Genomic DNA, 824 nt, shown 5'->3' with positions numbered 1-824 from the left:
AGGGTAATCAGAGATAAAATATTTATTATCAATAATTAAATCATCATCACTATCACTACCATATAGACAGAAATTATCATCCTGACATTTTGTATCCCTCATGTAGGTGATAATTTCAGCTAAACTATATTCTTTATTTCTTTTCAACATATAATATATCCTCTATCTGAGTGATAAATATCAGCATCTTTTACCTGTTGCACCATTTAGTTTTCCCTGCCGCCCTGGCTTACCTCCACCCCATATATCTCGCCCTCCTGACCCGGTAGGGTGATACAGTGCGTGGTTTGATCGGTGATCGAATCTATCAACTAAAACCAGTCTATTTATGTCTTCGTGATGATGCCATGTTAACCCTGTTGGACTTCTTCCCATATCACCATTTTTAACCCATTCTCTTAATTTTGGGTAGCGTCCCAGAATATCTCTTCTAAAAGCAGGGTCGGTATTCATTTTATTAACAAAACAAGTATTAGCCCTATTAAACTGAACGGAGTCACTTGCATGCTGATATTGAGGATCAATTGAGAAATCACGGAATATATTATATTCGCCATTATTCGTCCTGTTTGCAAGTCCTAATGGAACGCTCCATGAAAGAGGATTCGGCGCATATAAATGCTGAGTTGAATTTCTTGTCTGCGGCACTGTTTAGTTAGCTTCCAGTGTCGCCATAGCTTACCACCACCCTATATACTTCGTCCTTCTGGCTTGGTAAGGAATAATAGGTGAGATAGTCCGCAAGATTCAGAGAGTCTCTTCCGGACTATTTTTTGTGGCTAATTTCTGAATGTTTTAATACTTAATTGTTCCCAATTAATAAA

The 824-nt window shown here is 37.9% G+C and carries 1 protein-coding gene; it reads right to left on the bottom strand.

The annotated features are described in order from the left end of the window. Positions 1–180: 180 nt before the first annotated feature. On the bottom strand, positions 181–648 hold the full coding sequence (locus tag NNO04_RS22490; RefSeq protein WP_271446529.1) for an HNH endonuclease: 468 nt from the start codon (positions 646–648) through the stop codon (positions 181–183). Between the last annotated feature and the right edge of the window lie 176 nt (positions 649–824).

The sequence above is a fragment of the Citrobacter sp. Awk 4 genome (assembly GCF_028069725.1).
Taxonomy (GTDB): Bacteria; Pseudomonadota; Gammaproteobacteria; order Enterobacterales; family Enterobacteriaceae; genus Citrobacter_D.
This window is presented reverse-complemented; position numbering and strand designations above follow the sequence as displayed.